Source organism: Sphingobacterium griseoflavum (assembly GCF_014653155.1).
Lineage (GTDB): Bacteria > Bacteroidota > Bacteroidia > Sphingobacteriales > Sphingobacteriaceae > Sphingobacterium > Sphingobacterium griseoflavum.
Genome location: NZ_BNAF01000011.1, coordinates 1 through 17,206, shown reverse-complemented (window position 1 = coordinate 17,206; position 17,206 = coordinate 1). Strand labels below are relative to the sequence as shown.

14 protein-coding genes are annotated in these 17,206 nt (G+C 45.5%); 9 read left to right on the top strand and 5 right to left on the bottom strand.

Going from position 1 to position 17,206, the window contains the following annotated elements; genetic code table 11:
• Window positions 1-10: 10 nt before the first annotated feature.
• Window positions 11-1,045 (bottom strand): glutamate 5-kinase, encoded by a 1,035-nt coding sequence (proB, locus tag IE165_RS14250; protein WP_189627318.1) that lies wholly within the window; start codon window positions 1,043-1,045, stop codon window positions 11-13.
• 147 nt (window positions 1,046-1,192) lie between these two features.
• On the opposite strand from proB, the gene IE165_RS14245 reads away from it, so the two are divergent.
• Window positions 1,193-1,618 carry a hypothetical protein gene (locus IE165_RS14245; protein WP_189627317.1) on the top strand — a complete coding sequence of 142 codons (426 nt, stop codon included), beginning with the start codon at window positions 1,193-1,195 and terminating at the stop codon, window positions 1,616-1,618.
• 6 nt (window positions 1,619-1,624) lie between these two features.
• Here IE165_RS14245 and uvrB read toward each other — a convergent pair whose 3' ends face one another.
• On the bottom strand, window positions 1,625-3,670 hold the full coding sequence (gene uvrB, locus IE165_RS14240) for an excinuclease ABC subunit UvrB (protein ID WP_189627316.1): 2,046 nt from the start codon (window positions 3,668-3,670) through the stop codon (window positions 1,625-1,627).
• Between the two features lie 131 nt (window positions 3,671-3,801).
• Here uvrB and upp point away from each other — a divergent pair, with 131 nt between their 5' ends.
• The 4 genes from upp to IE165_RS14220 all read left to right on the top strand — a co-directional run bounded on the left by upp (window position 3,802) and on the right by IE165_RS14220 (window position 6,195).
• Window positions 3,802-4,449 (top strand): uracil phosphoribosyltransferase, encoded by a 648-nt coding sequence (gene upp / locus IE165_RS14235; protein ID WP_189627315.1) that lies wholly within the window; start codon window positions 3,802-3,804, stop codon window positions 4,447-4,449.
• Window positions 4,450-4,527: 78 nt separating this feature from the next.
• Window positions 4,528-5,001: a ribonuclease H-like YkuK family protein gene (locus tag IE165_RS14230; RefSeq protein ID WP_189627314.1), complete on the top strand. Its 474-nt coding sequence runs from the start codon at window positions 4,528-4,530 to the stop codon at window positions 4,999-5,001.
• 59 nt (window positions 5,002-5,060) lie between these two features.
• Complete coding sequence (pnuC, locus tag IE165_RS14225) at window positions 5,061-5,675, top strand: nicotinamide riboside transporter PnuC (protein ID WP_189627313.1); 615 nt, start codon at window positions 5,061-5,063, stop codon at window positions 5,673-5,675.
• Window positions 5,668-6,195: an AAA family ATPase gene (locus IE165_RS14220; protein WP_229826571.1), complete on the top strand. Its 528-nt coding sequence runs from the start codon at window positions 5,668-5,670 to the stop codon at window positions 6,193-6,195. Before pnuC ends, IE165_RS14220 begins: the two co-directional genes overlap by 8 nt.
• A gap of 57 nt (window positions 6,196-6,252) precedes the next feature.
• On the opposite strand, the gene ahcY is transcribed toward IE165_RS14220, so the two are convergent.
• Window positions 6,253-7,569 carry an adenosylhomocysteinase gene (gene ahcY, locus IE165_RS14215; protein ID WP_189627311.1) on the bottom strand — a complete coding sequence of 439 codons (1,317 nt, stop codon included), beginning with the start codon at window positions 7,567-7,569 and terminating at the stop codon, window positions 6,253-6,255.
• Between the two features lie 218 nt (window positions 7,570-7,787).
• Here ahcY and IE165_RS14210 point away from each other — a divergent pair, with 218 nt between their 5' ends.
• Window positions 7,788-8,198: a BrxA/BrxB family bacilliredoxin gene (locus IE165_RS14210; RefSeq protein WP_189627310.1), complete on the top strand. Its 411-nt coding sequence runs from the start codon at window positions 7,788-7,790 to the stop codon at window positions 8,196-8,198.
• A 92-nt stretch (window positions 8,199-8,290) separates the two neighbouring features.
• Window positions 8,291-9,934 carry an amidohydrolase gene (locus tag IE165_RS14205; RefSeq protein WP_189627309.1) on the top strand — a complete coding sequence of 548 codons (1,644 nt, stop codon included), beginning with the start codon at window positions 8,291-8,293 and terminating at the stop codon, window positions 9,932-9,934.
• 178 nt (window positions 9,935-10,112) lie between these two features.
• Here the strand turns inward: IE165_RS14205 and lipA are convergent, their stop codons facing one another.
• Window positions 10,113-10,994 carry a lipoyl synthase gene (lipA, locus tag IE165_RS14200; protein WP_189627308.1) on the bottom strand — a complete coding sequence of 294 codons (882 nt, stop codon included), beginning with the start codon at window positions 10,992-10,994 and terminating at the stop codon, window positions 10,113-10,115.
• A 148-nt stretch (window positions 10,995-11,142) separates the two neighbouring features.
• Here lipA and IE165_RS14195 point away from each other — a divergent pair, with 148 nt between their 5' ends.
• On the top strand, window positions 11,143-13,392 hold the full coding sequence (locus tag IE165_RS14195) for a glycoside hydrolase family 20 protein (protein WP_189627307.1): 2,250 nt from the start codon (window positions 11,143-11,145) through the stop codon (window positions 13,390-13,392).
• Window positions 13,393-13,502: 110 nt separating this feature from the next.
• On the opposite strand, the gene IE165_RS14190 is transcribed toward IE165_RS14195, so the two are convergent.
• Window positions 13,503-14,000: a hypothetical protein gene (locus IE165_RS14190; protein ID WP_189627306.1), complete on the bottom strand. Its 498-nt coding sequence runs from the start codon at window positions 13,998-14,000 to the stop codon at window positions 13,503-13,505.
• A gap of 285 nt (window positions 14,001-14,285) precedes the next feature.
• On the opposite strand from IE165_RS14190, the gene carB reads away from it, so the two are divergent.
• Entirely contained in the window at window positions 14,286-17,105 is a 2,820-nt protein-coding gene (carB, locus tag IE165_RS14185; protein ID WP_189627305.1) for a carbamoyl-phosphate synthase large subunit, read from the top strand.
• The last annotated feature ends 101 nt before the right edge of the window (window positions 17,106-17,206 follow it).

Below are 17,206 nucleotides of genomic sequence, written 5' to 3'. Positions count from 1 at the left end.
TTTTGATCCGTTATAGCAGGACAATATCATCCGCATGCGCCACCGCCATATTTTTCTTTTTATGAATTGATGGCAGGTCTACCACATCGATCTTCGCTTTTGCTACTGCGAAAACCACTCCGTTGGCGTCGCAGATCTGGAAAACCTCGCCCATTTCCAAACGTTGATTTACGGCCACAATACCAACCGCCAATAGGCTCTTTCTATCTTGGATAGCCTTCACGGCACCGGCGTCAACGTGTACCAGCGCCTTGATCAAGCTTCCGCTTGCCATCCATTTGTTTCGCGAAGAAACTTTCTTTTGCTGTGGCCGGCATATTGTTCCCGTCTCTCCGCGCACGGCTTTCAGAATTCCATCGGTTGTCAGCATACTAAAAATAACGGCCTGAATCCCCATTTGGTTAGCCAAGCGTGCAAAATTCAGCTTGGATGTCATGCCGCCAAGCCCAGCGGCCGATTTTTCCTTACGGGCCAATAACAGCACTTCCCTATCTATTGTACGAATTTCAGGAACGACAACGCCCTTTTCATCCAAAACGCCGGGAACGGACGTACTGAACAGGATTTGCTCTGCGCCAAATCCTACAGCGATCAGCGTCGCAAGCTCATCGTTGTCGGAAAACTTCAGTTCTTTATTGCTGACCACATCATTCTCGTTGGCGATGGGAATAACGTTGTTTTTCCACAACTCTTGGTAGGTATCTTTAAGCTGCAAAAACTGCTCCCTATTGGCAAAATGCTGCCGCTCGCACAAGCTTTGCGCCAAAGCGATTTTAAAAGGCTTAAAGTAGGTGCTGTATGTGCGCACCAATAGCGGATTGCCGATGGCAGCAGCAGCTTTGCGTTCTGACAAACTACCCGCATAGTTTACCAAGAATTTCTTGCCTGCAGCAACAGCACCCGATGATACCAATACAATGTTATAGTGCTTTTGAAGCTGGGCCGTTTGGCGTGCAATCTCCAGCACGATCCGCTCGTCGATATCGCCCTCTTTTGTGGTTATGGAGGCTGACCCAAACTTAATAACCAATACCGGCTTCTTCATTTATTAACAATTTGACAACTATTATAGGGTTTAATTAAACAAATGTAAATGTAACAAGCTTTTTTATAAAAAAGTAAACTATTGCCGCAATTTAAGAAAACACTTTGGCATCGTTTGCGGTTCATTCTTAGAACAAAAAGAAATGCTATGAAATATATGGCTCTGCTACTCGTCACGTTGTCGCTAACTGCCTGTCATGGGAGGAAGGACAACAGTAAATCCAGCAATACGTCAAACTTAGCCCAGCTGGGGGGCGATAAAGATGATAATGGGTGCTTGGCTTCCGCCGGCTATACCTGGTCTAAAGTGAGAGAAAACTGTATCCGGCCTTGGGAAGAAGCCATTACCATGAATGTGACAGACACATCGACTAGCTTTGAAACCGCCGCTTTTGTACTGATTGATTCGACAAAGCATCAGGCCGAGCTCTTTTTAAAAGAAGAAGATGAAAGCATTCTCTTGGACAGCGTTTCACCCCTGCTATATAAAAACAAGCAGTACACCCTCGCGCAGGAAAACCATTGTTGGTCGCTCATTCATCAAGATGAAATGCTTTATGAGGAAAAGAAGTAAGGTGGCTTAGGTCCTTGATTCTTTTCCAAATCGGTCTTCATAGAGCTTCTCCATAGCAAACATCTCATCACGAAGCTTGGCTGCCGACAGAAAGTCCATCTCTTTCGCCGCCTTCTCCATCTGCTTCCGCACATTTTCAATCGCTTTTCGCAAATCTTTGTCGCCCAAATACTCCATCACCGGATCTGCAGCAATCAACGTTGCAGCATCCGGCTCTACATAGGCTTTCGCTTCGCCAGCCTTATAGTCTGCAACGGAAGTCTGCTCCAAGATTTCTTCCCTCGTTTTTCCGACGGTGCGCGGCGTAATTCCATGCTCGGTGTTGTAGGCAATTTGCTTTTCCCGACGCCGATTGGTTTCATCAATGGTAATGCGCATGCTATCTGTCATTTGATCTGCATACATAATTACGCGCCCTTTGTCATTTCGTGCCGCCCGGCCGATAGTCTGTATTAACGATCGTTCCGAACGTAAGAAACCCTCTTTATCAGCATCCAATATAGCGACAAGGGTGACCTCGGGCAAGTCCAGCCCTTCCCGCAAGAGGTTAACACCGACAAGCACATCGAATTCTCCCAAACGCAGTCCTCTTAAAATCTCAACCCGTTCCAAGGTCTTGATTTCGGAATGGATATACCGCACTTTGATGTTTAATCGACTCATATATTTTGTCAACTCTTCTGCCATGCGTTTGGTCAACGTTGTTGCCAAGATACGCCCCCCCTCCTTTATCGTTCTGTCCACTTCTTCCAACAGATCATCCACCTGATTGATGGCCGGATGGATCTCGATCACGGGATCCAACAGTCCCGTAGGACGGATAACCTGCTCCACGACTACACCTTCTGTTTGCTGCAATTCGTAATCGCCTGGCGTCGCCGAAACATAAATCGTCTGGTTGGTAAGCGACTCAAATTCAGGAAAATTCAACGGTCTGTTGTCCAGGGCAGCCGGCAAACGGAAACCATGTTCGACGAGCGAAACCTTACGAGAGCGATCTCCGCCATACATGGCGCGCAACTGCGGAAGTGTGACATGGCTTTCGTCGATCACCAATAGATAATCCTCTGGAAAATAGTCCAACAGACAGAAGGGACGCATGCCCGGCTGCCGTCCGTCAAAAAATCGTGAATAGTTCTCAATACCAGAACAGTAGCCCAGTTCGCGCATCATTTCCAAATCATAGTTCACGCGCTCCTCCAGCCGTTTAGCCTCCAGCATCTTTCCATCCTCTTCCAATTGTGACTTCCGCTGCATTAACTCATCTTGAATCTCCCAAATAGATTTGGTGAATTTGTCTTTTGGCGTTACGAACAGGTTAGCGGGAAACAAGGCTATATCTTCCGTTTTTGAGATGGTCTTTCCCGAAACAGGATCTATCTCCGTTATCTCATCAATCTCATCGCCGAAAAAAGAAATGCGAAATGCATGGTCCAGATACGCCGGATACACATCGACAATATCCCCTTTTACGCGGAACGTACCTCGCTTGAAGTCGGCTGTGGTACGGGCATACAATATTTCCACGAGACGATGTAGAAAAGCATTACGACTAATCGTCATGCCTACCGCAAAACGAAATATCGATCGCGAAAAATCTTCCGGATTACCCATACCATAGATGCAGGACACCGACGACACCACCACAATATCCCGCCGTCCTGACATCAGCGAACTCGTGGTCGCCAAACGGAGTTTCTCGATCTCTTCATTGATGGCCAGATCTTTCTCAATGTAGGTATTAGAAGATGCGATAAATGCCTCTGGCTGGTAATAGTCGTAGTACGAAACGAAATAATTCACCGCATTTTCGGGAAAAAACTGCTTGAACTCCCCGTATAGCTGTGCTGCCAATGTCTTGTTGTGGCTCAATATGAGCGTTGGTCGCTGTGTTTCCTGAATAACATTTGCCACGGTAAACGTTTTTCCAGATCCGGTTACGCCCAATAACGTTTGGTACTGCTCACCCTGTGCTATACCCGTTACCAATTCCTTTATGGCCTGCGGCTGGTCTCCTGTTGGCTTATATTCCGATGTTAAGCTAAATTTCATTCAAATCCTTGTGATTAAAGCTTAAAAATACTTAAAAAAGAATAAACCTTTATCGGTAGACTGTCATGTTCGTGGTACAAATATTGAAAGGCTTTTCGTAAATTAGTAAAAACACCTCAACAGAGCACGATATGGTAACGATTCTGACCAAAGAAAATAGTATCGCCAATCACTATTTAGTAGAGTTGCGCGACATCAATATCCAAAAAGATCGCTTACGTTTCCGTCGAAATTTAGAACGTCTGGGCGAGATTACAGCCTATGAAATCAGTAAGACACTTGCATTTACGCCAAGTTCCGTGGATACGCCGCTGGGTGTTGCTTCCCATAACGTGTTGGAACAACAGCCTGTCCTAGCGACGATTATCCGTGCTGGACTACCTTTTCACCAGGGGTTGCTTAATGTCTTCGACCGTGCAGATAGCGCATTTATCGCGGCATACAGGCACACCAAAAAAAGCGGAGAAATTGAAATCCATAAAAAGTATAGCAATACACCGAATCTGGATAACCGCGTGGTGATCATTGCAGATCCTATGCTGGCAACCGGTCAAAGTTTGGTGCTATGCTGTAAAGAGCTGCTCGCCGAATATGCTATCAAAGAATTACATATCGCGGTAGTGATCGCTTCTGAAGAAGGCATAGAACATGTACGCGCATTTCTGCCAGACGCTCACCTCTGGGTGGGTGCCGTGGATAAAGAGATGACCTCCAAAGCCTATATTGTTCCCGGACTTGGCGACGCCGGCGACTTGGCTTATGGCAACAAAGAAGCTTAATAATAACAGAAATTTAACACGCACAAAAAAACGCAATGCACTATTTATCAGTAAATTTATCTCAAATAATTTATCATTATGGTTTGGCAAAAATACAATGGCGAGACAATTCGTTCCTCGATAAACGAGGCCGTTGAAGAGATTATCAAAGCAGAAACTCACCTAGGTAACAAATTGAAAGTTTACATAGGAACAGATTCCCAAGTCAAGCGAGGAATCATTGAGTTTGCTACGGTAATCGTTTTCCTGCGCGAGCACAAAGGAGGCTTCATGTTCATCCATCGCGATAGAAAGACCCAACGGCAAAGCATCAAAGAACGCATGCTGACTGAAGTCCAAAAATCCATCGACATCGCTTATCTACTCTGCCCGCTTTTGGATCAATATCACATCGATCTGGAAGTACATGTCGACATCAACACCAATCCCAATTTTGAATCCAATGTAGCGCTAAAAGAGGCAATGGGTTATATTATGGGCATGGGTTTCCAATTCAAAGCTAAACCGGAATCGTTCGCCAGTACGAATTGCGCAAACAAAATCGTACAATAGGAGCCTAGGTTTAGCACACATTTCGAATGAAAGTGTATCTTTAAACGTCATTTAAAGGTATGCCTGAACTTTTCACCTCTTTCTATCAGCAATTTCTTTCCACCAGCCTTCTGGAATGGTTGGCCACCATAACGGGATTTATGTGCGTCCACTTGGCTGCCCGTCAAAACATCTTGAATTGGCCAGTCAGTATAGTAAGTGTTTCAATATACGCCTATCTTTTTTACCAAAACCGTCTGTATGGCGATGCCGTCTTACAGCTTTACTTCCTTTTTACGGCAATTTACGGCTGGCACTATTGGGGTTCTGCCGACAAGAAAGATTTGGTGCCTGTGACAAAACTTACCAACAGACAACAGCTTTACATCGCAATCCTTACGCTGTCCTTGGCTTTGCTCATCGGAACGATCCTGCGCTACGCAACAAATTCTGACGTCCCCTACATGGATGGTCTATGTACGGCAATGAGTTTTGTTGCGCAATTTCTACTGACCCGCAGGGTACTACAAAATTGGCTGTTATGGATCGTGGTCAACCTGTTGTACATTCCACTCTATCTACATAAAGATTTGGCGTTAACTGCTATACTTTATGTAGCTTTTACTATTATTGCATGGAATGGCTATCGTGAGTGGCAACATGCGTATAAACAAGAGAAAAAACACTGTGCATAAAGATTCGATCGTAAAAATCGCCGTCGTTGGTCCCGAATCTACCGGAAAATCTACGGTCGCACGCAATCTGGCCAATCATATCGGCACAGTTTGCGTACCCGAATATGCCCGCTATTACTGTGAGGGATTGAACAGGCAGTATACATTGCAAGATGAAGTGAACATGTTTTATGGTCAACTGGCACTTGAGGATGCGCTGGTACCGCTCGCCAAGCAAAACATCCTGATCTGTGATACCACCATCTTGACCGTAAAAATTTGGTGTGATCATCTTTTTGGGGATACGCCGAAAGAGGTCACGAATGAAATCAGGTCGAGGGAATATGACCTGTACCTTTTAATGGACATCGACCTGCCTTGGCAGGATGATCCTTTACGCGATTTCCCAAACGACCGTGCCCACTTTATGGAAATTTGGAAAAAAGAATTGGATGCCATTTCGGCTAAATATACGGTCATATCGGGCCTAGACGGCAAACGCTTAGAAAATGCACTAGCTCGCTGCAGCCGCTACTATTAAACTATTGAAGACCTAAGCCTTTCTGGCAGAAACTTAGGTCTTCTTTTTATTGATCGCTTAATACCGATATGCTTCAGGCTTATAGGGACCTTCAACGGCTACACCGATGTACCTCGCTTGCTCTGCTGATAAGGTATCGAGTTCCACACCGATATGCTGCAAGTGTAACCGCGCTACTTTTTCGTCCAGATGCTTGGGCAACGTATATACTTCCTTGCCGTATTGATCCGTGTTGGTCCACAGCTCAAGCTGAGCCAGCGTTTGGTTGGTGAACGAGTTAGACATCACAAAAGACGGGTGCCCCGTTGCGCAGCCAAGATTTACCAAACGGCCTTCTGCCAATAAGATAATATCTTTTCCATCGATGGTGTATTTGTCCACCTGTGGTTTGATTTCTACCTTGCTATCACCATGGTTACTGTTTAACCAAGCGACATCGATCTCGTTGTCAAAGTGGCCGATATTGCACACAACAGTCTTATCTTTCATCGCTTTGAAATGTTCTGGCCGTATGATATCGCGGTTGCCTGTGGTCGTTACAACAATATTGGCCTCTTTCACGGCATCAGCCATTTTCTTCACTTCATAACCTTCCATTGCGGCTTGTAGCGCACAGATCGGATCGATCTCCGTCACGATAACCCGCACTCCGGCAGAGCGTAATGATTCCGCCGAGCCTTTGCCGACATCTCCATATCCAGCTACGACAGCTACTTTACCGGCAAGCATAAGGTCGGTAGCCCGACGTATAGCGTCTACCAAGCTTTCCCGGCAACCATATTTATTATCAAATTTCGACTTGGTGACCGAATCATTAACGTTGATAGCAGGTACGTGCAACGTACCGTTCTTCATACGTTCATACAAACGGTGCACGCCAGTCGTTGTTTCTTCCGATAACCCTTTCACTCCGTCGATCAATTCGGGAAACTCATCGAAGACCATGTTCGTCAAATCACCACCATCATCCAAAATCAAATTGAGGGGCTTCCGTTCCTCTCCGAAAAATAAGGTTTGCTCGATACACCAGTTAAATTCTTCTTCGTTCATCCCTTTCCAAGCGTAAACAGGAATTCCTGCCGCCGCAATGGCCGCTGCAGCGTGATCTTGCGTAGAGAAGATATTGCAGGACGACCAAGATACGTCGGCACCGAGTTCCACCAATGTTTCGATCAAAACCGCCGTTTGGATAGTCATATGTAAACATCCGGCAATACGAGCACCGCGCAGAGGCTTTGAAGCGCCAAATTCTCGGCGAAGACTCATCAATCCTGGCATCTCTGCTTCCGCCAGTTCTATTTCTTTTCTACCCCACGCTGCCAAAGAGATATCTTTCACTTTGTAAGGTACATACTTCGTTTCTGTAGAAGACATAATGTTTTATATTTTACTTACAAAAATAACCTATACAAGGTTGATTTCAAAGCAACTTGGTAGCCTTTCGCATCAAATCTGACATTATCTTGAGGATGCCGTCTTGATTCAAGCTACGTAATGCCTTATCTTTGTTACGAAGAGCATGTAGCCGTGCACCGCATTTTGGCTATCCAGGCAATTTATTTATTGTAATTTAGACATTTTAACAAAAAGAGATGTATCCAGAATATTTAGTAGCGCCCATGCGTCAAGAGTTAGTTGACGCAGGCTTCGAAGAATTAAAAACCGTTGAAGATGTTGATACGGCTATCCCGGCCGAGGGAACAGTTTTCGTCGTGGTCAATTCCGTTTGCGGTTGTGCTGCGGCCAATGCGCGCCCAGCAGCTCGTTTTGCGGTAGAAAACGGAAAAAAACCGGCTAAGTTGGTAACGGTATTTGCTGGCATGGAAAAAGAAGCCGTTGATAAAGCGCGCGATTACATGCTACCCTATCCGCCATCGTCTCCGGCAATGGCGCTGTTTAAAGATGGAAAATTAGTACATATGATCGAGCGACATATGATCGAAGGACGTCCAGCACAGATGATTGCAGACAACTTGATCGCCGCCTTTGACGAGTACTGCTAGTTCTGATTTTTTGATTTTTTGAATGGAGAGGCTTTCCTAATTTTTCGGAAAGCCTCTTTTTTATTATTTTTATGCGTGTTTAAATCCTTTTTATGCGATTGATCTATTCCCTTTTCTTGCTCTATGCTGCCACGCTGCTTTCGTCCTGTACGACCAACAAAGAAGTCGACCTGATCGTCTACAACGCGAAGATATATACAGTGGACTCCAGCTTTACTATTTACGAGGCACTCGCTATAAAAAATGGCGTTTTTGTCGATATGGGCACAAGTAAGGAGATACAACGCAAGTATGTCGCCAAAGATCGCATCAACGCCTTAGGTAAAGCTATATACCCCGGATTTTACGATGCCCATGCACACTTCTTTATGTTTGCAGATTTGCTTGACCAAGTAGATTTAAGCAACACAAGGTCGCTCAGCGAAGTGGTTGAAAAACTAAAAATCTACCAAGATGCCTATCCAGAAAGGAAATGGATCATCGGAGGCGGATGGGATCAGCATAAATGGGGCATTGCCGGATTCCCGACAAAAGACAGTCTAGACAAATATTTCCCGAACACCCCTATCTTTCTATCACGCATTGACTACCACGCCGCACTTGTAAACAGTAAAGCGATGGAATTAGCGCAGATCGATTCCCTTTTCCGAGTGGAAGGCGGACTTATCGTAAGCGATAGCTTAGGGCGTCCAAGCGGCGTTTTGGTGGACAATGCCATGTCCTTGGTCGCACAACATATCCCTCTCCCAGAGGAGCGTTCATTGCTGCTGCGGCTACGACGGGCACAGGACTCCCTCTTTTCAGTGGGACTGACTTCCATCGTGGACGCCGGTCTGACGATGGAACAGCTGGATTACCTCAAAAAATTTTATCAACAGGATTCGCTAACCATACGGGATTACGCAATGATCGCGGGTAACCCGAACAGTATTGAGAAATACCTTAACGAAGGCTTTTATCAGTCTGATCGGCTGTCGATCAGATCGATCAAGTTAATGGCCGACGGAGCGCTCGGGTCGCGGGGCGCATGTCTGCTTGATCATTACCACGATGCCCCCACACGCGGATTTTTATTGTACAGTCCCGAACAGTTCGATGCTGTCGTAAAAAGACTGGCGGCCACTGACTTTCAAGTCAATACCCATGCTATCGGCGATTCTGCCAATAGACTGATGCTCGACACATACGGAAAGTACCTCAAACAACCGCAAAAAAGACGTTGGCGCATAGAACATGCGCAGGTAATCGCAGCAGCAGATTTTGTGAAATTTTCGCAGTATCACATCATCCCTTCCGTACAACCTACCCACGCCACATCCGATATGGCATGGGCTCATGAGCGTTTGGGTCCCGAGCGGATCAAGGGAGCTTATGCTTACAAAAGTCTCCTGAAACAATATGGTATGATTGCTCTTGGCAGCGATTTTCCAGTAGAACATTTCAATCCGCTTTACGGGTTTCACGCTGCCGTAGCCCGTGTCGATAATAGCGGGTTTCCGCAGGGAGGTTTTCAAATCGAAAATGCCTTGTCGCGCGAAGAGGCTTTGCGCGGAATGACGATCTGGGCAGCATATTCCTGCTTCCAAGAGCGGCAACGCGGCAGTATAGAACGCGGCAAAGATGCGGATTTTGTGATACTGGACGAGGATATCATGGAGGTTGCCCTAGACAAAATAAGGCGGATCAAGACCTTGCGCACGGTGATCGCCGGCGAAACGGTCTATTCAAAAAAATAACCGTATTTCTCATCTCACTAGGATTGCATCTTGGCTTAGCAGCATTGCAACCATGTTAAATGAATGCTGCACCTGTAAGCAATACAAGTCCGGCTATATCGTGAACAAACAGTAAAACGTCCATAAAAAAGCCCCGGCAGAAATTAGTCGGGGCTATACTTTTAACAGCGATGTCATATTATTGCATATCGAACAGATGCTTTTCCGCATGGTAAGAGGAACGTACCAATGGCCCTGATTCCACGTACTTGAATCCCATCTGCAATCCTATTTCTTTATATTTCTCAAATTGCGCCGGTGTGATCCATTCAACGACCGGATGGTGTGCTTTCGTCGGCTGTAGGTACTGTCCAATCGTCAAAATATGAACACCAACATCATAAAGATCCTGCATGGCTTCCACGACGTCTTCTTCCGTTTCTCCGAAGCCTAGCATGATACCTGATTTTGTACGCAGTCCTGCCGCTGAAATACGACGGAGACATTCCAACGATCGTTCATATTTTGCTTGGATACGGACCTCTCGCGTCAATCGACGAACGGTTTCCAAATTATGGGAAACAACCTCTGGCCGGACGGCTATCACCCGTTCCAAATTGTCCCATTGCCCCTTGAAATCTGGAATGAGGGTTTCTAAAGTCGTTTCTGGACTTTCGCGCCGTATAGCACGGATCGTTTCCGCCCAAATGGTAGAGCCTCCGTCTTTCAAATCGTCACGGTCCACCGATGTAATCACACAATGCTTTACCTGCATCAATTTCACAGAGTTGGCGACCCGATTGGGCTCGTCCAGATCAACCGCTTTTGGACGGCCTGTTGCCACCGCACAAAACGAACAAGAGCGTGTACAGATATTCCCTAAGATCATAAATGTTGCTGTACCAGCGCCCCAGCATTCACCCATATTTGGGCAATTACCGCTTTCGCAAATGGTATGCAGCTTATGCTCGTCAACTAGACTTCTCACATGACGATACTCTTTTCCTACGGGCAATTTCACACGCAACCAATCTGGCTTGCGTTGTGTTTCCGTGACGGGGATTACAGGAAGTTCAATCATGTCACAAAGTTAATCATTAATTTGCTAAAAAACCGCTATCTGAATTGTAGTTCCAATATCATATTCCACCGTTCGTGCAAAACTCTGTCCATGCGCTAACGAAATATTTTGTAATATTTGCACCATCAAACTAATACGAGAATTAGACATGCGAATTATTCCAATACTTGCTTTGATTTTACTGTATCCTCTACTTAGTGAAGCGCAGAAAGAGCAGTTAAATTTGATCCCCAAACCTGACAAAGTAACCTATGCCGAGGGAACTTTTCAAATAGCGCCGCAAATTGCATTATACAGCACCGAAGCATTTGTTCAAGCCAGTGCCTTGCTGCAGGAGTACCCGCAATTGCAGACAGCTCCCTTGGAGATTGTGAAGAAAGTAAATAAGAAGGTGCAGCATGGCATACGACTTTTTCCCGCCGAGGCGGCCGACAAAATAGCCGCCGATGCCTTCCGGCTCCAAATTGATGCTTCGGGAATCCTTATCAAAGCCAACGACCCAAAAGCAATGATCCAAGGCATATACACGCTGATTCAGATGGGTATGTTATCAGACGATCCAACCCTGCTGCCACAGCTCACGATCGACGACAAGCCCCGTTTCAGCTACCGTGGTCTGCATTTGGATGTATCACGCCATTACATGCCCATGTCTTTCGTGAAAAAATTTATAGATATCATGGCCCTCTATAAGTTTAATTACTTTCATTGGCACCTAACCGATGGAGCGGGTTGGCGTTTGGAAATTAAACAATACCCCGAGTTGACACAAAAGGCCGCATGGCGTACGCATACCGTTTGGAAGGAATGGATGGACAATGGGCGCCAATATGTGCAGGAAGGAACACCTAACGCCAGCGGTGGCTTCTATACACAAGCAGAAGCCAAGGATCTTGTTTCTTATGCCGCGCAAAAAGGCATCACCGTCATCCCCGAGATCGAAATGCCTGGACATTCCGAAGAGGTGCTTGCTGTATACCCGCAACTAGCCTGCTCAGGCAAGCCTTATACGCAGTCAGAATTCTGTATCGGCAATGAAGAAACCTTCACTTTTCTGAAAAATGTGATGGATGAGGTCTTGGCGATTTTCCCTTCGGAGTATATACACATCGGCGGCGATGAAGCCGAGAAGAAGCATTGGAAAGCCTGCGCTAAATGCCAAGCACTGAAGGAGCGAGTAGGATTGAAAGATGAAGACGAGCTGCAAAGTTACGCCATCCGACAGATGGATGAATACTTACAAGGAAAAGGGAGAAAGCTAATCGGATGGGACGAGATTTTGGAAGGGGGCCTTACCAAAGGTGCAACCGTGATGAGCTGGCGCGGAGAAGACGGAGGCATCAAGGCTGCCAATATGGGCCATGACGTAGTTATGACGCCGGGCAACTACCTCTATTTCGACAACTACCAAACCGATCCCCGAACCCAACCGGAAGCGATGGGAGGCTATTTGACCCTAGACAAAGTTTATGCGTACAACCCCGTCCCGAAGGAATTGGAGACAGATAAGGCAAAACATATCCTTGGGGCGCAGGCCAATCTATGGACCGAATACATGCCCACCTATCAACATGTCGAATATATGGCCTTCCCTCGGGCCCTAGCGTTGGCTGAGGTGAATTGGACGTCGCAGGAAGCGCGGAACTGGATGGATTTCAAGAAGCGGCTGCAACATCATTACAAGCTCTTACAACGGTGGGATGTAAACTATTATCGTCCTTCCTATAACGTGATGTCCGAGGTTTTATTTAATAGAGAACGTCTTAGCAACACCTTGACCCTGACTTCCGAACAGCTCACACCGAACATTTACTATACAACAGATGGTTCCACACCCTCGCACCATTCTACACCATACACCAATCCCATAGATTTTACCACGACCACACTGATCAAGGCAGCCTCGTTCATCGACTCCGCTCGGGTCAGCCCTGTAGAAGAAATAAAGTTGGATATCCATAAGGCCATTGGAAAAAAGGTTTTTTATAACAATAACTGGGAAGGATATCCGGCAGAAAAAGAATTGACATTGACCAACGGCGTCATGGGCGGGTTAAGCTACCATGATGGGCAATGGCAGGGCTTTACCAAAAATTTCGATGCGTATATTGATTTTGAGCGACGGGAAGAAATTAAATCCGTTGCCATGCGCTTTATGCAAATCCCCGGACCGGGCGTGTTCTTTCCCGGCGAATTTAAGGTATTTCTCTCCGACAATGGAAAGAACTATCGCGAAGTAGGCTCTTTGAAAAACCAAGATGACCAAAGCAATCCACGTTTAACGTTCAAGACCTTTGAGATAAAACTCGAAAAGCCGCAAATGGCGAGATATGTTAAGATTGTAGCGACAAATGTCCAAAAAGGATTTTTGTTTACCGACGAGATTGTCGTTTATTAACAGTATAAAAAAGAGGCTATCCATTTGCAGTGCCCACAGAAAGTGTCTAACTTTTTGGGGGCACTGCTTTTTTGGAGTAGCCTCTTTTTATAAGTTGGCGCAGTAGATGACTAGAACGTATAACGTGCCGTTACACCGCCGTTCGCGTAAAAGTTGTTGTAATAGCCTGCTCCGTTAACAACATGGATTGTTGGGCGGATATCAGCGGAAAACGCAAATGGTGCATTCTTCAACTTATAATCAACACCGCCGGTAGGATAAATCCCAACATTGAATCCTTTTACTTCATCGAAATCAGAAAAGGTATTCGATAGCACAGCCCCACCGCCGACAAACCATTTAAAACCTTGGATGTTGCCGATAGGAAAGTGATGTTGATAAGTACCCGAGAAAGATACGTTGGTGAAGTTGTCTCCCACAAATCGGTCTGTATCAAATCCAGCGTTGAATTCCAATGCTCCTGGTTGGGTGATGAACGTTTTAAAAGATACGCCGACCATATCGTAATAGCCGCTTCCCAAACGAATACCTATTGAATTTTTGTAATCTTGCGCGAACGCACCTACAGTGAAAAATAGAGCTACAAGAGCTAAGATGGATTTTTTCATAAATTTTAATTTGAAATGAATAACACAGTTTATTTAATGTAATTGTAAACGCATCCATATGATCAATAAAACCAACGAAATAACTTATCCTGTTACGGTTGGTATTTGAGCGAGAAACAGTAAACATAAATCGTGCCGTAAACTTTCAAAAAAGACATACATTTTAATAAATTTAATGTAACTTTGCACTCCGACAACGCAGTCGGAATCCCTCACTAAAAGGCACGTTTCGTTGCTCTGTCTTGCACAACAGATTGATAGTTAATTTTTTGAAGAAGAAAAATAATGCCTAGAAACACCTCCATTAAATCCGTTTTAATCATCGGTTCAGGACCAATTGTCATCGGTCAGGCCTGTGAATTCGATTATTCAGGATCGCAAGCAGCACTTTCTCTGAAAGAGGAAGGCATCACTGTGTCCATTATCAATTCGAACCCTGCTACGATTATGACCGACAAGGTTATAGCAGACCATGTGTATTTGTTGCCGCTTACTTGTGAGAGTATCGAGAAAATTTTACAGGAACAGCAGATTGACGCCGTTTTGCCTACAATGGGTGGACAAACAGCCTTGAACCTATGCATTGAAGCATCAAATCTCGGCCTATGGGAGAAGTATAACATCCAAGTCATCGGTGTGGATGTTGCTGCTATCGAAAAAACAGAGAACAGGGAGGAATTTCGCCAGCTCATGATTGACATCGGCGTAGGTGTGGCACCGTCAAAAATCGCCAACTCTTTTTTGGAAGGTAAAGAGGCTGCGCAGGAAATTGGATTTCCACTTGTTATCCGTCCATCTTATACGCTGGCTGGAACAGGCGGTGGTTTCGTGCATCGGAAGGAAGACTTTGATGCCGCGTTAAACAGAGGCTTACATGCTTCGCCTACGCATGAAGTGTTGGTAGAACAGGCTGTGCTAGGATGGAAAGAGTTTGAATTGGAATTGCTCCGCGATACCAATGACAATGTGATCATCATCTGTACCATCGAAAACTTTGACCCAATGGGAATCCATACCGGAGACTCCATTACCGTTGCGCCGGGCATGACCTTAAGCGACAAATGTTACCAAGATATGCGCAACCAGGCTATCCGCATGATGCGCTCTATCGGCAACTTCGCTGGTGGATGTAACGTACAGTTTTCTGTAAACCCTGAAAATGAGGATATCATTGCCATCGAAATAAACCCACGTGTTTCCCGCTCTTCAGCATTGGCATCCAAGGCAACAGGTTATCCCATTGCAAAAATCGCCGCCAAATTAGCGATCGGCTATAATCTAGATGAGTTACAGAACCAAATAACGAAAACAACATCCGCCTACTTCGAACCTACACTTGATTACGTCATCGTAAAAATTCCACGTTTCAATTTTGATAAATTTAAAGGAGCGAATAAGGAATTAGGGCTGCAAATGAAAGCGGTGGGTGAAGTCATGGCCATAGGTCGTACCTTTATCGAAGCGTTGCAGAAAGCTTGCCAGTCCTTGGAAACCAATCGCTCGGGATTAGGTGCCGATGGGCGTCAGCTACGCAACTTGGAAGAGATCATGGACAGCTTGGAACATCCAAGTGGCGACCGTATCTTCCATATCAAAGATGCGTTCGAACTAGGCGTGCCACTGGAATCAATTCGTAAAGTCACACGTATCGATAAATGGTTTTTGCTGCAGATCCAAGAGCTTGTGCATTTAGAAACAGAGCTTCGCCGTTACCAGTTGAACAATATACCGCGTGATTTCTTTCTAACATTGAAGCAAAAAGGCTATTCGGACGCGCAAATATCTTGGCTGCTGGGTAATGTATCGGAAGACGATGTATATGCGCGTCGTAAAGAGCTAGGCATTAACCGCGTCTATAAAATGGTGGACACCTGTGCGGCAGAATTTTCCGCGCAAACACCATACTACTACTCGACTTTCGAAGAAGAAAACGAATCGATCGTTTCTGATAAGAAAAAAATTATTGTGTTGGGATCTGGCCCTAACCGTATCGGTCAAGGTATTGAATTCGACTATTCTTGTGTGCATGGTTTAATTGCAGCCAAAGAATCTGGATTTGAAGCCATCATGATCAACTGTAATCCAGAGACCGTATCAACCGACTTCAACATGGCAGATAAGCTGTACTTTGAGCCTGTATTTTGGGAGCATGTGCGCGAAATTATTGAAATGGAGAAACCAGAAGGCGTTATCGTTCAGCTTGGCGGACAAACAGCCTTGAAAATGGCGGAACGGTTGGAAGCATTGGGCATCAGAATTATCGGAACGTCATTCGAGAACATGGATCTAGCGGAAGATCGCGGTCGCTTTTCCGACCTGCTGAAAGAGCTGGAAATTCCCTATCCAAAATATGGGGTGGCTACCTCGGCTGAAGAGGCGCTTAAAGTAGCCAATGAAGTTGGTTATCCGGTACTTGTCCGTCCGTCTTATGTACTTGGTGGCCAAGGCATGAGTATTGTGATCAACGACGAAGATCTTGAAAAGGCAGTTGTCAATCTATTGAAGAACCTTCCTGGAAACCAAATTTTGATTGACCACTTCCTGGATCGCGCAGAAGAAGCAGAATCTGATTCGATCTGTGACGGAGAAGACGTGCATATCATAGGTATGATGGAACATATAGAGCCTGCCGGAATACACTCGGGCGACTCATCTGCAGTTTTGCCTCCATTCAGCTTGTCTGATGCCGTGCAACAAAAGATGGAAGAATATTCCATCAAGTTGGCAAAAGCGTTAAGTGTAAAGGGGCTGTTGAACATTCAATTCGCAGTAAAAGGAGAAAACGTTTACGTGATCGAAGCCAATCCACGTGCTTCCCGTACCGTTCCATTTATCGCCAAGGCATACGATGTGCCCTATATCAATATCGCGACAAAAGTGATGTTGGGTGTAAATACCTTGAAAGATTTCAAGATCGAACGTAAGTTGAAAGGCTATGCAATCAAGGAACCGGTGTTTTCGTTCTCTAAATTTCCCGAAGTCGACAAGACCTTAGGGCCTGAGATGAAATCTACCGGCGAAGCTATTCGCTTCATCAAGGATCTGCAGGATCCGTTTTTCCGAGAACTTTACAGCCAAAAATCTATGTTTTTGAATGCGCAATAAAGGTTGAGCTAGCTATCGCATAAAAGAGCCCGTCTCATAAGGATAGCCTCTTTTTTTATTTGGTTGAATTTTCGTACTTTAAAGTCATGGGAAAGGCACCA

What these genes read in the sequence shown, in the direction of transcription:
- proB (WP_189627318.1), bottom strand. Translation starts at nt 1,045, where the DNA reads ATGAAGAAGCCGGTATTGGTTATTAAGTTTGGGTCAGCCTCCATAACC.
- IE165_RS14245 (WP_189627317.1), top strand. Translation starts at nt 1,193, where the DNA reads ATGAAATATATGGCTCTGCTACTCGTCACGTTGTCGCTAACTGCCTGT.
- uvrB (WP_189627316.1), bottom strand. Translation starts at nt 3,670, where the DNA reads ATGAAATTTAGCTTAACATCGGAATATAAGCCAACAGGAGACCAGCCG.
- upp (WP_189627315.1), top strand. Translation starts at nt 3,802, where the DNA reads ATGGTAACGATTCTGACCAAAGAAAATAGTATCGCCAATCACTATTTA.
- IE165_RS14230 (WP_189627314.1), top strand. Translation starts at nt 4,528, where the DNA reads ATGGTTTGGCAAAAATACAATGGCGAGACAATTCGTTCCTCGATAAAC.
- pnuC (WP_189627313.1), top strand. Translation starts at nt 5,061, where the DNA reads ATGCCTGAACTTTTCACCTCTTTCTATCAGCAATTTCTTTCCACCAGC.
- ahcY (WP_189627311.1), bottom strand. Translation starts at nt 7,569, where the DNA reads ATGTCTTCTACAGAAACGAAGTATGTACCTTACAAAGTGAAAGATATC.
- IE165_RS14210 (WP_189627310.1), top strand. Translation starts at nt 7,788, where the DNA reads ATGTATCCAGAATATTTAGTAGCGCCCATGCGTCAAGAGTTAGTTGAC.
- IE165_RS14205 (WP_189627309.1), top strand. Translation starts at nt 8,291, where the DNA reads ATGCGATTGATCTATTCCCTTTTCTTGCTCTATGCTGCCACGCTGCTT.
- lipA (WP_189627308.1), bottom strand. Translation starts at nt 10,994, where the DNA reads ATGATTGAACTTCCTGTAATCCCCGTCACGGAAACACAACGCAAGCCA.
- IE165_RS14195 (WP_189627307.1), top strand. Translation starts at nt 11,143, where the DNA reads ATGCGAATTATTCCAATACTTGCTTTGATTTTACTGTATCCTCTACTT.
- IE165_RS14190 (WP_189627306.1), bottom strand. Translation starts at nt 14,000, where the DNA reads ATGAAAAAATCCATCTTAGCTCTTGTAGCTCTATTTTTCACTGTAGGT.
- carB (WP_189627305.1), top strand. Translation starts at nt 14,286, where the DNA reads ATGCCTAGAAACACCTCCATTAAATCCGTTTTAATCATCGGTTCAGGA.